This is a genomic window from Vibrio pelagius, from assembly GCF_024347575.1.
Classification (GTDB): Bacteria; Pseudomonadota; Gammaproteobacteria; order Enterobacterales; family Vibrionaceae; genus Vibrio; species Vibrio pelagius.
Genome location: NZ_AP025504.1, coordinates 1,366,596 through 1,381,362, shown reverse-complemented (window position 1 = coordinate 1,381,362; position 14,767 = coordinate 1,366,596). Strand labels below are relative to the sequence as shown.

Here is a 14,767-nt window from a genome sequence, read left to right as displayed (position 1 = left end):
ATTCACCTGAGTGGCTTTATCTTATCTGTTCAATTGTTTCAACATCCAAACTCGTACTAAGCATACTTAATGAAGGCTTGGCTTAGCCGCTGAAAGAGTGAATCGACACAAGACAGAGGCTTCACATGATCAGACAACAGAGTATGAACATGCGGGTCTACAACAGTTGGGTTACCACAAATTTGGTTATAAAAATTAACGGGTGCAACACTACTCTCTAAGTCGACATCTAACAAAATACAGGCTTGGGAAAGGACTATTTGACCACCCCCGCGTTTAAGCAAAACACGCTGAGCCGTACCGACTATTTTCTGTTTGTTGACATTGAGGTTGTAGTCACCATCACAATAAGAACCGGGAGTTGCGTGAACATCCACATCGACGCCCAACTCTTTAAAAAACAGAGTTAAAACATCACATAGATGTAGATACGCTTTTTTGATGTCGTAGGCTTCATTACTAGGCCAATGATAAATATGCGATAGGTTAATAATCCCTGGCAACTGAGGGACCGGCGCACCGCCTGTTTTTCGCGAAGAGAGTTGCCAACCTTGCGCCTCAAGTTGTTTTCTAGACTCTAACGTTACTGGCCACTTTTTACCTGATGGTAATACAAGCGTCGGTGTTTTAGCTTGCCACAGCATTAAGGCTTGTCCAATCTCACCAACCTGAATTTGCTGCAATAGCTCATCTTCTTTTTCAAACGCACGATCAACATCAATGTGCGGGTAACGTACAAGTTTATTCGTTGACTTCAATGCGCTTTTCCTCTGCAGCTAATCGTGAACTCATATCAACTCTTCCTCAGCAGAGGATAATATCAATATATCTCACATTATTGATGCCATACATTAAGAATCATATCATTGCCTTGCGGCACTATGGCCAAGCCCTGAACATCTTGGCAAATACTGACCACTCTATGATTCGGCACGTTGTGATTAAAGAAACAACACATCTTTGAGGGTTAGACATTGATTTTAAAGGGTGTAAATATGATCAGCGTAGCGCTTGCCACCAATGGTGTAAGCGTCTGGCACGACCTCTTTGAGTGAAAAACCACTTTTCAGTAACACTTTCTCAGACCCAATATTGCCCTCTGTTACAATGGCTTGAAATGACGTAATCCCTTGCTCTTTGGTTGCCCAGCTAATGAGAGCCTTTAAAGATTCGGTACCAAAGCCGAAGCCATGAAACCGCGGCAAAATCAGATAACCAACTTCCGCAACACCCTCGACCATACGAAAGCCCGTCACACCGATCTTCTCGCCACTGTCTTTGTTTGTGATAGTAAGGCAAAGCCAATGTGTCGAATCTTTATTCCAAGCAGGCAATCGCGATTCGAAAGCTTCTTTAATATCGGCAGGCGATGGCTCATCGAAACACAATCGGATCACCTCTGGCTCACGATTTAGAGACTGAAAAAGAGCCCAGTCTTCGGTTGTAATTTGAGCCATATTGAGTCTATCTGTTTGGATGATCATTGCGTCCTGTCCTTATTTGAATCACGATTAACAGGCAGAGTAAGCCCACTCAATTTTATATGCAACTCATAACAGCTTTATTTTCTCTATATAACAGATAGTTAAATCCTCTCCTCGGCAACGCATGCTAACCATCTATAGGGATTAGTCAGTGTGAGTTCCGCGCTTGAGCGTCTCTTTAATGGGCACGTATTGATAGACATTAAAAATTTGTAGCTAGATCGAGAAAGCCTCAACAAGTTGACCTTGCTGAGGCTTTTTTAACTTTGGGATTTGCACAACTAACGTGAAGTTAATTGGTCGCTCACCTGTTTAAAAGAAAAGCTACTTGGTCGTATTAGTAAGAACGTAATCTGGACCCGCTGTTTCCGCTGTCACAATCGCAAGTTTAGAAACATCCGCGCCTCTACCTTGGTAAGCGTTGATGCCGTTTTCAACCGTTACCTTTGGCAGTTCAACTGAGTAGCTTCCGATCAATTCAGATTCAGTTACCTGACCAACGTACGTCTCATCACTGTAAGTTGCTCCAACCAATGGGAAATCTTGTGTTGCGCGAACACTCACAAACTCAGGTGTTTTTGAATTATCAACCACGTTGTTGTTGAATGCGATGTCAACACCAGCATAAATACCTTCGACTTCTGCGTTGTCGAACAGGCTCACACGGTGGCTTTGATTTCCATAAACAATACCCCACTCAGTATCGACCAGAGAGTTGTTTTCAATGGTGATATTTTTCGGTGTCCATTGCTTATTAAGTTCCTTACCTTTCACCGATTGGTCAAGCTGCTCGCCGTTCGCTACATCAATAATGCCCGTATTAATTACAATACCACCACGCAAGTCAGCATTGCCCTCAATCACACCATCACGACCACGAGTATTGGCAATGTAATTGTTACGAATCACATGATCTTCATCGTAGATACGAACACCGCCCGTTAAGCGCTTTTCGTTCCCAAGAATCATGTTGTTTTCAACGGTATTACCCTTACCATGACGAAGTGAAATGAGCGCTGTACTTTGGAAAATGGTGTTGCCTGCGATTGTGTTGTCACCCGATTTTATAGAAATAAGCTCGCGCTCACCATCCATATCAATCATTAGGTTGTTTACAAACTTAGAGCTTGAGTCCCACTGTGAAGACTTAGAGTCACCAATTCGGATCGCTTCCCAGCTATTTCCGTTGTAACGAATGGCTTCTTTGATATCGAATTCATTGAACTGATTCGGTTTCTGATCCATGAAAATATTATTCGAAATCAAATGATTGTCTGGCGTGTCATCTTTTTGAACACCAATCAATGTACCGCGCTTTTGCTTACCTTCAAAACGGTTGTTGATCACTTTTCCATCTTTGCCCCACAGCGAGACCCACAAGAATTTAGGGTACTCAGAGCGGCGCTCATCTGGCTCGTACGTGTAATCATGGTTGAAATAGTAAAAGGTCGAATTTTGAAGGGTGTTGTTATTACCCATCATACGAACCGCACCAAAGCGCTCATTTGGACCACCTTCGGTAAACACTAAACCGTCTAAGGTAATATCATTACCTTTTAGTTCGAATTGAACCAAACCAGTGAGCCACGCCGCACCCGCCTGCTCAGCTCTAATAGTAATATTGTTTGCAGTGATCGTCACTTGACCCAGATTTGTGTACTTCCCATCAGGGATAACCACTTCATCACCATCTTTCAAGTTTTCAAACTGCGCTTGTAGGGAAGCGACTTGCTCTTCTGATGCAACTGGGAGTGTGTTGCCATTCACCTCAACTAAACGATCACTGTTCAAAAGGTAGTTTCGATCGATGTCATTAATCACTGGAGCGGATTGACCTGCTGCACTCAGCACTAGTGATGTGTTCTCTTGAGTGGTACAGCCCGTAGCAAAAGCCAGTGTAAGCGCGCTAACAATGCTTACCGAAACGAATTTTTTCTTCATCTTACTTCTCACATTAAATAATGGATTAACAAATTAACCGCCACCCAGACGGGTAAATCTTCTAATTACACTGCTCTTGTGGCTTTTTATTACTGCTTCTTTTTGAGAACAATATAGATAGATGACGAAATAATTTGTACTACAATACTTCAAATGCGTGACGACGATCTTACAGTTTGAGACCTGAATTATCGGCAACAGAAACCACTTAACTGAATGGGTGATAGGACATGCAAAATCTCAATAACTGCGCTCTCAACTACACATTTTCTTACATTTAGCTCAGAGCGAAATGCTTATTAATGAATTGAGAGGAGCTATCAAGACAGGCTTTTAAATAACTTAACTTGAGTGTTAATCATGTAAATCTTAGCCATCTAATTTGTATTATAAATAAAAGAGAGTATCTACAACAGATACCCACCTTGCAGTCGCTATACGTGAAAAAGTCAGCCTAGAACGGAGGCTGTATAGAGAGAAATGGGGTTGCACAACGATTTATACTGCTCTTGGCGTGGTATTAAAGTGGCGTTTGAATTCACGACTGAATTGGGATGGGCTGGAGTAACCGACTCGACGAGCCGCATCGCTAATACGCACGCCTTCCAGTTGAATCAGCTCTTTGGCTTTGTTAAGTCGCACTTTCTTAAGGTACTGGAGTGGCGATTCAAAAGTAACGCTACGAAAAGCACTATGGAAAGCAGAGACACTCATGTTTGCTTCTTCAGCAAGAGATTGAACGGTAATGGTTTGATCGTACTCTTCATGTACCTTAGACAAAGCTTTAGCCACACGAGCGTAATGTCCATCATGATGAGCAAGATCAAACAGAACACGCCCTTCTGATCCCGTGAGTGCACGGTAAACAATCTCGGTAACGATAGCATCACCAAGAATATTAGCTTCAATGTCGCAATGGAGCATTTTCACCAATCGCTTAAAGCTCTCTAACATCGCCTCTTCCATTGGTGTGGACTCTAAACCACTCGCGTTTTGTTTGTGCTTGTTGCAGTAGCTTTCTAAAAAGCCTTGGTCTTCGAGCTTTTTCACCAAGCTATGCAGCCTTTGAGAGTCAATATTAATCGATAAACCTAACAAAGGTTCATCATCAACAGGCAGTGCTTCACACTCTAACGGCATTGGCACACCGACAACCAAATAATCGCCTGCTGCATAAGTGACTGGCCTGTCACCTATGTAGATATTCTTCTTACCTTGCCCCAACATGATGATGCCAGACTGATAGGTGAATGGCTGACGATGATTACCACGACTACTTCTGTACAACCAGACACCTTCGATACCCGTTTCTCTGATCCCCTCTAGATCATCCCAACCTTTATATTCAACGTAGGATTGTAGTAACTGAGCGAGTGTCTTCATAGATGGTTATTTCCCGTACTGGTTGCGAGCCGATATCAATTAGAGAATAACAATATTGTAGAAATAGGCAATTTATTTGGAGGATCTACTCTTCATCACACTAATTCACTGTACTAATATGCAAATATAGAAATTGAGCAATCAATCAGAATAACAAGTTCCGATTTACACAAGGACACAATGATGCAATTTACATACGTTAACCCAACTGTGATTCATTTTGGTAAAGGCCAGATCAACGCAATCAGCCAAGCTGTTGATACAGATAAGAAAGTACTTGTCATCTACGGTGGCGGTTCAATTAAGAAAAATGGCGTTTACGACCAAGTTGTGAACGCTCTAAAAGATCACTCTTGGATCGAGTTTTCTGGCGTTGAAGCCAACCCAACCAAAGAAACACTAGACAAAGCGGTTGCTATCGTTAAAGAGCAAAACGTTGAATTCATTGTCGCTGTCGGCGGCGGCTCAGTAATTGATGGCTCTAAATACGTTGCTGCAGCAGCAAAATATGACGGTGACGGCTGGGACATCCTAGCGGGTAAACACCAGGTAACTGAAGCAACACCAATCGGTGCGGTACTGACACTGCCTGCAACGGGCTCTGAATCTAACAAGGGTGCTGTAATTACTCGCAAAGAAACGCAAGAAAAACTGTCATTTATGCACTCTTCTGTTCAACCTAAGTTTGCGGTAATGGACCCAGATGTCATGAAGTCTCTTCCAGAGCGCCAACTTATCAACGGCCTGGTCGATGCATGGGTACACGTATGTGAGCAGTACATTACGATGCCAACAGAGGCGATGGTTCAAGACGGCTATGCAGAAACGCTACTAAAGAACCTACTTGTACTTGGTAAGCAATATGATGAGCGTGATAACGACTCATGGCGTGCAAACCTAATGTGGACAGCAAACCAAGCCTTGAACGGTCTGATTGGTACTGGCGTTCCTCAAGACTGGGCAACACACATGATCGGCCACGAGTTCACAGCGCTTTGGCATGTAGACCACGCGCGCTCACTAGCCATTGTTCAGCCTTCACTTCTACGTAACCAGATCGAAGTAAAACGTGGCAAGCTGGAACAAATGGGTCGTAACGTGTTTGGCCTTGAATCTGGCGCAGATCTAGCAGAGCGTACCATTGATGCAATCGAAGCCTTCTACCACAGCTTAGACGTCGCAACTCAGTTCGACGGCTATGAAGCAAGCAAAGAAAGCGCAATTGATAACGTTATCGCTCAACTAAAGTCTCACGGTTATGTAAAACTAGGTGAAAACCAAGCGATTACTCCTGAGAAAACGCGTGAAATCCTAGAATCAGCGATTGTGTAGGCTATTATTTTAACGCACGCGTTGGGTTAATTCATAAAAACGAGTTCGTTGATACAAGGCGCGACAACGTTTTTTAATCAAACTGAATCAAACGCAGATTTCTTACGTTTCAGAAAAGCAGCTCCCAATTTGGGCGCTGCTTTTTATTTAGCCGAACGATCTAACGAAATTCTCATAAGCTCTTAATTTTATGTGCAATCACTTTTTTATGTTGTTAAGGTAATTCATTCCGTAACTACAGATGAACTGCAAATTGAACGCAACTTCTCAGATGGTTAAGTTTACGTCACTTAACAAGTGGTATGGTGATTATCATGCCCTAAAAGACATTGATTTGAGTATCCAACAGGGTGAAATCGTGGTGGTTTGCGGCCCTTCTGGTTCAGGTAAATCAACTTTGATTCGCTGCATTAACCAATTAGAGCCTTTTGACTCTGGTGAGCTCAGTGTCGTCAATCAAACTCTGCCTTGTAAATTCAACACTCCAGGCCAAGTCGGCATGGTTTTCCAACACTTTCATCTGTTTCCACATCTTACAGTGATCGAAAACCTCACCTTGTCGCCAATCCGCACACTCAAAATGAGTAAAACCGATGCAGAAGCCTTGGCGATGCACTACTTGGAACGCGTACACATTGCAGAGCAAGCACACAAATACCCTGTTCAGCTTTCAGGCGGTCAACAGCAGCGTGTGGCAATTGCGCGTTCGCTATGTATGAAGCCAGACTTACTGCTGTTTGACGAACCAACTTCTGCTCTCGATCCGGAAATGATCAATGAGGTGCTCGATGTCATGGTTGAGCTTGCTGAAGAAGGCATCACTATGGTGTGTGTGACTCATGAGATGGGGTTTGCCAAGAAAGTAGCGGACAGAGTCATCTTTATGGATCAGGGAGAGATTGTTGAGTCAAATACGCCAACGGAGCTTTTTGAAAACCCTAAACATCAACGAACTCAAGCCTTTTTGAATCAAATACTGAGCTATTGATGATCATCAGAATTTTAAAGCCAACCCTTTCAGCCTTATTGCAAATCGTTGTGCTCGTTGCTGCAGTAAGTTGGATTCTAGACTCAGGCGCACAAGCCATGGGCTATCGTTGGCAATGGGAGCGTGTTCCTGACTACATAGCATTTTATGAAGATGGTGAATGGTGGCCAGCTGAGCTCATTGAAGGACTATTCGTTACCATTAAGATATCTTTGCTCGCTTTGGTCGCGACGCTATTGATTGGTTTAACAACGGCACTACTGCGTAACTCAAATTCCATCGTGGGTAGAGCCATTGCGGGTGGCTATGTTGAGTTAATCCGTAATACACCACTTCTAGTACAGATCTACCTACTCTACTTTGTTTTTGGACCGGTACTTGGTTTAGAGCGTTTTAGTACAGCAGTACTTGCGCTCGCTCTGTTTCAGGGCGCTTACACCGCAGAAATTTTCCGTGCGGGCCTGAACAGTATCGCCAAAGGCCAATTTGAAGCAGCACAATCATTAGGGCTCTCAAGAACGTTTACCTTCTGGGATATTGTGCTACCTCAAGTCATACAAAGAACCTTACCACCACTAACCAATGAAGTGATCTCGCTTATCAAGAACTCTTCAATCGTGAGTGTGATGGCGATTTTCGATCTCACAACAGAGGCGCGTAACATTGTCTCTGAAACTGCCATGCCGTTTGAGATTTGGTTCTCTGTGGCACTTATTTATCTTGCATTAACTCTTTCACTTTCTGCCATCGCTGCTTGGCTCGAGCACAAGCTCGGCGCTAATTGGCGCAAACAATAAGGAAATATCAGCATGAAGCTATTTAAATCTGCCATCACTGCGCTTTTAGCGTTAGCCGTCAGCTTACCGACTTTGGCCTCTGAAACACCTAATCTAGACAAGATTAACGAACGTGGTTCGCTGCGTGTTGGTATGTCTACCTTTGTTCCTTGGGCAATGCGTAACAAGCAAGGCGACCTTGTTGGTTTTGAGATTGATGTTGCGAAACGCCTAGCAGAAGATTCAGGCTGGAAAGTAGAGTTTGTTCCAACAGCTTGGGACGGCATTATTCCTTCTCTACTTTCTAAGAAATTTGATGTGATTATCGGTGGTATGTCGATCACTGAAGCTCGTGCTAAGAGTGTTCTTTTCACCGAACCTTATTCTCACTCTGGCGTTCAGCTTGCAGCGAACAAAGAACTGGCGAAAGGTTTCACTGAAATCTCTGACTTCGACTCTCGTCGCGTGAAAATAGCTGCTCGCCGCGGCGCATTCACCGTCCAAGTTGCTCGTGAAACCTTCCCGAAAGCAAAAGTTCTACAGTTTGACGACGATGCTCAAGCATTCCAAGAGGTTCTTAACGGTAACGCACATGCTGTGATTGCTTCGAGCCCTAAACCTGAGCACGAGAGCATTAAAAACTCAGATACTCTGTTCATTCCGTTCACAGAGCGCTTATCAAAAGGTAATGAAGCCTTTGCGGTACGCCTAGGTGAAACTGACAAAGCAGAGTTCTTCAACAAATGGATTCAAGCACGTACTGAAGATGGCTGGCTACAAGAGCGTTACGAGTACTGGTTCTCGACTCTAGACTGGCAAGATCAGATTGCTCAAGGTCAGTAATCAGAATCAACGCTCTGAGTAAGCTCTCAGTTCTAAGCTCTAAGCTCTAAAAAGACAAACACAGTGGCCAGTTAACTGGCTGGCCGCTTTATAATTGAGTTTCAAAGTGGGTTCTATGAGCCTACTTTGAAACGAAAATTATTATGTATGAATCTACACATAGGTTATCAGTGACGGATACAAGCACTCTCATAACAACCAAACCTAGCCCCCAAAGCAAAGCTTGGTACCAACGCCTTACTCTTCTCGATGGGGTGCTACTTCTCCTTGTCGGCCTTTTTTCTGGTTGGCTGTATTATCGTTCTTCGGTTGGCATCAATTATCACTGGCGCTGGGAAGATGCGTTTAATCTCATCTTCATTCCACCATCTGAAGGAAGTATTCCGTATTTCTTTCAGGGCTTAATCGCGACATTACGCTTGAGTCTATGGAGTATGGTATTAGCACTCTCTGTGGGCATTGTGCTCGGTGTTGCACGTCACTCATCCATAACCGTGTTTCGAACGCCTGCATTGTTGTTCATTCAACTGGTTCGTAATGTTCCACCCTTGGTGTTTGTGTTCATCTTCTACTTTTTTATCTCTAATCAACTCATCCCTTTGCTTGGGCTTGAGACTCTATTGCGTGAGCATAACGGAGAGATTAACGGTCTGCAGAGTTTCCTATTCGGCCCTGCTAGCCTATGGGAGAATCTAGCTTCTGGCGTTATCTGTATTGGCTTGCTGTCTTCTGCTTACATTGCAGAGGTGATTCGTGCTGGTTTGGAAAGTGTTCCAAAAGGGCAATGGGAAGCAGCGGATTCACTAGGACTATCTAGCTTTTCTAAATACCGTTTTGTGATTGGACCACAAGTACTCACAGCGATTACCCCGCCTTTGGCAGGGCAGGCAATATCTCTAGTCAAAGACACCTCTATTGTCTCGTTGATTTCTATTCAAGAGATGACATTTGTAGGCACAGAGATGGCTAATTCATCGGGGCTTATCTTTGAGATATGGCTGATCGTTGGCGCAGTTTACTTCGCCTTGTGCTTCGCCTTATCTCGCCTGTTTAATTGGATAGAAATACGCTCTCGAGCTTATCTCAATCGGTAAAAAAAATGACCTCAAGCTGATTGCCCGAGGCCATTTTGCCACAATAAAATTAGCGTTCGTTTAGCGCCCAAGCCAACTCAATAGTGATTCCTATGGAGATAAATCATATTGAGTGAACGTTAACCTGCTTGCATGTATCCTTCTGATTATGCGCGACTCGTTTTGGTCGCACTGTTTCAAAACCCTACGCCGTTAGAACTGGTACGCGGCAGACAGTTTGTAGTTACGACCCGGTTCGTAATCGTCTAGTACAAAACCACGAGCTGTACCTGAACGTGACGCATGAGAGGTGTAGAGTTCATCGAACACATTATCTATACCGAACGTAACCGATAAACCCTCAACACTATTTGGCACCCATTGAGCATAAAGGTTGTGAACATCATAACCTTCTTTGATTGGCGCACCATCAGCCACGTTTGTTTCATCCTTAACAAGGATCGACGTCCAACCGAAGATTGTCTCTAAGGAATCCGCTTGGTAATCCAACGTTAGCGCTATGCTGTCACCCATATCAATGCTTCGGCCATTACCACCCGGTACATAGCCACCTGTCTCTTTGTTTTTCGTATCTGAACGCGAGTAAGAAAGCTTACTATTGAACATATCGTAACTATAAGAAACGCTCGCTTCGAAACCTTTAATTTCAACATCGCCCAAGTTGTAGATTAAGTAGGACGAAGTAGCACCTTGATATGCCTCCGCAATATAGTCATCGATATCGGTTTGGAATACCGTCACATTAGCACCCAAGAAGTGATCTTCGATGTATTTGCTGAATCGAACGCCACCCTGCGTGTTCAGGCCAGTTTCAGCTTTAATATCATCAGCGAGATACGCCACATCTTGGTAAGCGATAAAGCTCTCTAACAGCTCTGGGCCTTTAAACAGTGAACGTGCACTTGCGAATACGGTCCAGTCTTGTGTTACGCCCCATTCGGTTGCCAACGCCCATGTCACATCATCAAAATTATCAGTACCGGTTTCTGCTTTACGTTTATAATCATCAAAACGTAGACCCGCTGTTACAGAGAAATTGTCTGTGAAATAAAATTGGTCTTCTGCAAACAGCGCCGTGGAAATAGCAGACTCATCCATGAATTTACGGCTTCCGTAGTAAGAGCTTGACGTCTTATCCATGTAATCAAAACCATAAGTCACTGTATTGGCGAAGCTTGCGATACTAAAGTCAGATTGAATTTTTGCAGTCAAACCAAAGTTCTGGTTTTTTGCTTTGTTTTTCGATTGACGGTTGCCAGGCCATGCTGGAGCCATAACGGATTCATCACGAACGATCTCTGTCATCGTGTTATAGAGTGTTACGTCAGCTTGATGCGTGTCGCCGCGCAACTCGTAGCCCAACGTGACCGTGTCACGATCATATTCCGTTGGGATGAGCTTATCGCTCGACAAGCCTTCGTTTGCACCACCAGACATGTCAGGACGCGGGCTATAGTCGCCACTATCTCTATAAAGATCATAAGCTAATTCAAAACGATGTAGATCACTCGGCTCATAGCCGATTTTACCTAGAATGTTATAGACATCACCTGCCGCGCCAAAGGTCTTGTTGCCGTCTCCGTCTTCGAAGTCATCACGTGTTACAAAGTTGCCATACAACATCAGATCAATGGTATCCGTTGGGGTGCCATAAACCGTTAATGAACCTTGTTGGCTGTCATTTGTCGCATAGCCACCATAAACGCGAGCGCCAAAGGTTTCATCGTAACGAAGCAAGTCCTTAGCATCTTTCGTTTCAAAGTAAACCGCACCACCCAGTCCATTTTGCGTCACTGAATTGTTACCCACCTGAATGTCAGCAGACTTTAGAATATCTGGGTTCAGAGTGAGGTTACCGATATGGTGGAACATATTCGCATGTTGAGACGCACCATCTAAACGAATATCGAGGTCCGTTTCGCTTAAACTACGTATCGTTATTCGTTGATTAACAGAGTGCGTGCCCCCAACATCAACACCAGGAATATCACGCAGTAGGTCAGACATATGGTCCGCCTGTTTGAGTGACATGTCTTCAGACACCATAGACTCGGAGTTACTCGACACCTTAGTTCCCCACACAACCACCTCTTCAAAGTGTGATGTTGAATCTTCGGCAAAAGCAGGGCTAGCGATAGCCGCGCCGATTGCGAGACATAATGTTGATCGCTTAATGGTCAAATGGATTGGGCTTTCCATAAATTCTTTTCCTAGATATAAATGATAATAATTCTCATGTATAATATGAGGCGAGTTTATAAATGGACAGACGATTCACTTATGCAAAATCGCATAGGTGTTATGAGGAAAAGTCAAATGGGTGAAGTAGTTTCAAAACGAGCTAGAATTGGCAAAGTCACGTTGACAAAAAAATTAGAGCAAACAGAAAAGCAGATTATTGTCACACAGGGCCAACCTAAGCAGACTTCACTTGCTGAAGGGACCTTTCTTTCTTATCAATACAATGACCAGATCTTTGTTCATGGAGGGCGTTGTGTAGAGCTCGTGGATACTAAAATCGTCTCAACGGCGCATGCCGCTGTCTTGATCACGATACTCTTGGAGGGCAAATTATCGTTTGGTTATGATGATCTGGAGTTCAGCCTTGACGCATCAGAAAAACCGCAAGGTGTTGTGGTAAATCTCGCTAAACCTGCGAATTTCCGCCGTGCCATGGTCGCCAATAATCATCTGAATAAGATCAATATCTTAGTAAAACCACAATGGCTTGAAGCTCGAATGAATGAAGACTGCACTAGTCGCGAATTTATTAAATCGCATACGGCAAACTACCCTCTAGAAATCACAGAGCAGATCTTCCAACTTGCCCAAACATTAACCACAAGTTCTACACCAGATGATTTCCACCAGAAGCTGCATATAGAAGCCTTAACACAACAATTGTTGGCAAGTTCACTTTCACAACTTCCCCTATCCTGCTGCCAAGTTTGTCAAAACCGTCCAGAGAAATTAGGCTTGGCAAACAGCTCAAGTGCAATACGAAACAGAAGTAACGATGAGCGTATTGAGGCGATGATCAGCTATATTGAAATTCATTTGGATCAAGAGCTCAGCTTAGAGACTCTAGCGAAAAAGTTCTCAATGAGTGTTTCTAATATCCAAAGACGGTTCAAGCAGTCTTACAACATGACGATCAACGGATACATCCGCTTCAGACGACTTGAAATCGCGCGTCAACACCTGGAAAGAGGACTCGTATCAATTACCGAAGCCGCATACGAAGCAGGCTATCAGCATCCATCCAATTTCACTAACGCGTTCAAGAAGACTTTCGGCATGCCGCCTCATGATATTGCTGCAAGAACATCGTAAACACTCATTCAAAAACGACAAAATTAAAACATGAATGCCCGTATAAAACAGGCACCATGAGTTTTGATACTTATCTTTCCACTTTTGGGGAGTAGATTGAATAGGCGGTGATCTGCCCCGCGACAATAGCCGAGAACATAAATAGCGCTGACAAACCAATGCTCGGAATTGGCAATATGGACTGCTCAAAGACCGATTGGCTAGCACTTACCAATACACGACTGCCCGGAACCAGAATGATGATACCTTGGACAATATAGATTGAACCGGTGAGCTCCATCTTTTTGGCAATCCAAGTACCATATAGAGTGATCAATACGGTCGTCACCCAAGTGCCAACAACCCAACCACTATCGAAGCCTAGGTAGAATGGTCCCCACATTCCAAGTACTGCGACAGGCAAACCCAGCAGAATATCTTTTGGTCGAGCGTTGAACATCACACCAATGGACACTGAGATTAACACCAGACCGGATATGTGCATCCATGTGGGCACTTCGTTGATGTATGAGATCGACACCGCTTGGCCCCATAATGCCTCACCAATATTTAACCCCATGACAATACCGACGAAAAGCTTGATCAAGGTTAACGCGCTCTGCCCTAATAAACTCGTCCCCGAGACCAAATCGTTGAACGCTAAACACTCTAATGAGTTAGCGATCGACAATCCCGGTACAAACAGAACAATCGAAGCAATACACAAAGCCCATACAGGAATCGGCAGTCCAGTGCTGGCGAGGAAGGCAACAAAAATACCGGTAATTAACGCAGCAATGAACTCGACAGCAATGGCGCGTCGCCCATGACAAATTTGCTGACACAACCACACCATCAAGCCTAACAGAACAGAAAAGCCCACGGCTTCCAAAGTACTGCCGACTAACATTAAGTACGCGGGCGGAATCCCCATGTTCGCTAGAGCTGTGACAAACTTCGAATAGCCTACGGGTTCTGGAACGGGTTCGCTGCTCGGTTGGTTAATACGAATGATGGTGTTCGCTAACAGGCTCAAGTTAATTGAAGCAGGTTTAAGACGCTTCAAAATAACCGCATTATTATCATCAGGAAACTGGTAGTTAATTGCCGTTGGTGTCGCTTGGATCATCACATCAACACCATGTTTTTGGGCGTAGTGTTGTGTGTACTTTTCAAGTTTATAAGGAGCACAGCCACTGCGATGTAGAGTGTCGCCGATTTCAACAATTTTGTTAATTCGATACTGGGAAGGCATGAACGTTATCGAGGTGAATAAATATGGTGCAAATGTAACAAACGTGGGTCGAATTGACGAGCAATTTGGTAGCACTAGTCACTCATTTTTATGCTTTTTCTCAGTATAAAAATCACATTATACAAAGCCCCCTTCTGAAATGGTGACCAATTATATCAATGCCATATAGTTTGCTGAACCAATCCAAATAAAACCCTAATAACAAATGAGAGACTATTACAGTGTAGTAAAGAGTTGCTCACCCAAGTTTGTAACAATGATTGATAACTGCGTTGAAATTGCGAGTTGAAAAACCACTACTACCAAAACTCTCTTGCGAATAAGAACCTCTTGTTTTCAAGCCTTTTCTGATCTCTTTT

At 43.8% G+C, this 14,767-nt stretch carries 12 protein-coding genes; 6 read left to right on the top strand and 6 right to left on the bottom strand.

Features of this window, described 5'->3' with window-relative positions; genetic code table 11:
- Positions 1-56: 56 nt before the first annotated feature.
- The 4 genes from vsple_RS20160 to vsple_RS20145 all read right to left on the bottom strand — a co-directional run bounded on the left by vsple_RS20160 (position 57) and on the right by vsple_RS20145 (position 4,808).
- Positions 57-758, bottom strand: coding sequence for a lipoate--protein ligase family protein (locus vsple_RS20160; protein ID WP_261883594.1), 702 nt, complete (start codon positions 756-758; stop codon positions 57-59).
- A gap of 222 nt (positions 759-980) precedes the next feature.
- Positions 981-1,484 (bottom strand): GNAT family N-acetyltransferase, encoded by a 504-nt coding sequence (locus vsple_RS20155; protein ID WP_261883593.1) that lies wholly within the window; start codon positions 1,482-1,484, stop codon positions 981-983.
- 324 nt (positions 1,485-1,808) lie between these two features.
- Positions 1,809-3,425: a polysaccharide lyase 6 family protein gene (locus tag vsple_RS20150; RefSeq protein WP_261883592.1), complete on the bottom strand. Its 1,617-nt coding sequence runs from the start codon at positions 3,423-3,425 to the stop codon at positions 1,809-1,811.
- Between the two features lie 498 nt (positions 3,426-3,923).
- Complete coding sequence (locus vsple_RS20145; RefSeq protein ID WP_261883591.1) at positions 3,924-4,808, bottom strand: AraC family transcriptional regulator; 885 nt, start codon at positions 4,806-4,808, stop codon at positions 3,924-3,926.
- Positions 4,809-4,991: 183 nt separating this feature from the next.
- Between vsple_RS20145 and vsple_RS20140 the strand changes: the two genes are divergently transcribed.
- The 5 genes from vsple_RS20140 to vsple_RS20120 all read left to right on the top strand — a co-directional run bounded on the left by vsple_RS20140 (position 4,992) and on the right by vsple_RS20120 (position 9,841).
- Positions 4,992-6,140, top strand: coding sequence for an iron-containing alcohol dehydrogenase (locus vsple_RS20140; protein ID WP_261884030.1), 1,149 nt, complete (start codon positions 4,992-4,994; stop codon positions 6,138-6,140).
- Positions 6,141-6,411: 271 nt separating this feature from the next.
- Complete coding sequence (locus vsple_RS20135) at positions 6,412-7,128, top strand: amino acid ABC transporter ATP-binding protein (protein ID WP_261884029.1); 717 nt, start codon at positions 6,412-6,414, stop codon at positions 7,126-7,128.
- Positions 7,128-7,925, top strand: coding sequence for an amino acid ABC transporter permease (locus vsple_RS20130; RefSeq protein WP_261883590.1), 798 nt, complete (start codon positions 7,128-7,130; stop codon positions 7,923-7,925). The genes vsple_RS20135 and vsple_RS20130 overlap by 1 nt, the downstream gene beginning before the upstream one ends.
- Before the next feature lie 12 nt (positions 7,926-7,937).
- Entirely contained in the window at positions 7,938-8,747 is an 810-nt protein-coding gene (locus vsple_RS20125; protein ID WP_032552714.1) for a transporter substrate-binding domain-containing protein, read from the top strand.
- Positions 8,748-8,890: 143 nt separating this feature from the next.
- The gene (locus vsple_RS20120; protein ID WP_420833809.1) at positions 8,891-9,841 is read left to right on the top strand and encodes an amino acid ABC transporter permease; all 951 of its coding nucleotides are present in this window, start codon (positions 8,891-8,893) and stop codon (positions 9,839-9,841) included.
- 192 nt (positions 9,842-10,033) lie between these two features.
- On the opposite strand, the gene vsple_RS20115 is transcribed toward vsple_RS20120, so the two are convergent.
- Entirely contained in the window at positions 10,034-12,040 is a 2,007-nt protein-coding gene (locus vsple_RS20115) for a TonB-dependent siderophore receptor (RefSeq protein ID WP_276540053.1), read from the bottom strand.
- A gap of 21 nt (positions 12,041-12,061) precedes the next feature.
- On the opposite strand from vsple_RS20115, the gene vsple_RS20110 reads away from it, so the two are divergent.
- Complete coding sequence (locus vsple_RS20110) at positions 12,062-13,174, top strand: helix-turn-helix domain-containing protein (protein WP_261883589.1); 1,113 nt, start codon at positions 12,062-12,064, stop codon at positions 13,172-13,174.
- Between the two features lie 70 nt (positions 13,175-13,244).
- Here the strand turns inward: vsple_RS20110 and vsple_RS20105 are convergent, their stop codons facing one another.
- The gene (locus vsple_RS20105) at positions 13,245-14,408 is read right to left on the bottom strand and encodes a threonine/serine exporter family protein (RefSeq protein ID WP_255231956.1); all 1,164 of its coding nucleotides are present in this window, start codon (positions 14,406-14,408) and stop codon (positions 13,245-13,247) included.
- Positions 14,409-14,767: the final 359 nt, after the last annotated feature.

Excerpts from the sequence above, each read along its gene's own strand:
- vsple_RS20135 (WP_261884029.1), top strand. The coding sequence starts at position 6,412 with ATGGTTAAGTTTACGTCACTTAACAAGTGGTATGGTGATTATCATGCC.
- vsple_RS20140 (WP_261884030.1), top strand. The coding sequence starts at position 4,992 with ATGCAATTTACATACGTTAACCCAACTGTGATTCATTTTGGTAAAGGC.
- vsple_RS20115 (WP_276540053.1), bottom strand. The coding sequence starts at position 12,040 with ATGGAAAGCCCAATCCATTTGACCATTAAGCGATCAACATTATGTCTC.
- vsple_RS20150 (WP_261883592.1), bottom strand. The coding sequence starts at position 3,425 with ATGAAGAAAAAATTCGTTTCGGTAAGCATTGTTAGCGCGCTTACACTG.
- vsple_RS20125 (WP_032552714.1), top strand. The coding sequence starts at position 7,938 with ATGAAGCTATTTAAATCTGCCATCACTGCGCTTTTAGCGTTAGCCGTC.
- vsple_RS20130 (WP_261883590.1), top strand. The coding sequence starts at position 7,128 with ATGATCATCAGAATTTTAAAGCCAACCCTTTCAGCCTTATTGCAAATC.
- vsple_RS20110 (WP_261883589.1), top strand. The coding sequence starts at position 12,062 with ATGATAATAATTCTCATGTATAATATGAGGCGAGTTTATAAATGGACA.
- vsple_RS20105 (WP_255231956.1), bottom strand. The coding sequence starts at position 14,408 with ATGCCTTCCCAGTATCGAATTAACAAAATTGTTGAAATCGGCGACACT.
- vsple_RS20155 (WP_261883593.1), bottom strand. The coding sequence starts at position 1,484 with ATGATCATCCAAACAGATAGACTCAATATGGCTCAAATTACAACCGAA.
- vsple_RS20120 (WP_420833809.1), top strand. The coding sequence starts at position 8,891 with ATGTATGAATCTACACATAGGTTATCAGTGACGGATACAAGCACTCTC.
- vsple_RS20145 (WP_261883591.1), bottom strand. The coding sequence starts at position 4,808 with ATGAAGACACTCGCTCAGTTACTACAATCCTACGTTGAATATAAAGGT.